The following is a 925-nucleotide window of genomic DNA, read 5'->3' on the forward strand; positions in this document are numbered from 1 at the left end:
GGGCGCGGTGGCGGCGGGCTTGTAATCTGTGTCTGCAGCAGGTGGTCGCCCTCGCAGCCCTGTGCGAGCATCTGGCGTAAAAGCTCCAGGGCGGCCAGCTTGCTGATGGGCCTGTTGCCCGATCCGCATTTGGGCGAGTGTACGCAGGAGGGGCAGCCGTCTTCGCACGGACAGGAGGCCACGGTCTTGCAGGTGGCTTCAAGCAGGGCGCGGGCATCGGAAAACGCGTGGCGGGTCAGGCCCGCGCCGCCGGGCAGACCATCGTAAATAAAGACGGCGGGCAGGCCAAGCTGGATGTGCATGGGGGTGGATATGCCGCCAAAGTCGTTGCGGTCGGCCATGATGAGCAGGGGCAGCATGCCGATGGCCGCGTGTTCCACCGCGTGGATGCCGCCCATAAAGTGCATGAAGTTTTCTTCAAGCCCGGCGCGGATATTGTCTGGTATGACAAACCACATGCCTTCGGTTTCAAAAACCTGGGGCGGGGCGTCCAGCGGGGTGATGGTGAGCAGGCGGTTGCCGGTGGTGGAGCGTTTTTCATAACCGGTAATGGTGTCGATGATGCGTAGCCGTCCACGGCAGACCAGAACGCGCCCCAGAGAAACGCGCTCAGTTTCTTCAAGAATGTCGGTTGTTTTTTGGCCGCGTGTGCGGGTAAACCAGCCCACTTTGGCTTCTTTGGCAACAATGCGGGCGCGGCCCGAATCTATTTCTTCAATGATGTGGCTGCGGCCCCGGTGCAGGTAGACCGCGCCGGGATGTGTCTCGCGCCAGGCGCGAAAGCCGTCCACAGAGCCGATGATATGTCCTTGCCCGTCTTCAATGCTGAAGGTCTGCCCTGTGCCGCGCAGATCAACGTGACGCTGGGGCCGCTTGCGCGAGGCCATGAGCTGTGCGCCGTCAGCGGACTGGAGCAGCAGCCCCC

1 protein-coding gene is annotated in these 925 nt (G+C 62.7%); it reads right to left on the reverse strand.

Going from position 1 to position 925, the window contains the following annotated elements; all coding sequences use genetic code 11:
- The coding region (locus V6C16_RS14265) for a Zn-binding domain-containing protein (protein ID WP_333543559.1) at nucleotides 1-925 on the reverse strand (925 nt) is incomplete at both ends.

It is taken from the genome of Desulfovibrio sp. 1188_IL3213 (genome assembly GCF_036763145.1).
GTDB lineage: Bacteria > Desulfobacterota > Desulfovibrionia > Desulfovibrionales > Desulfovibrionaceae > Desulfovibrio.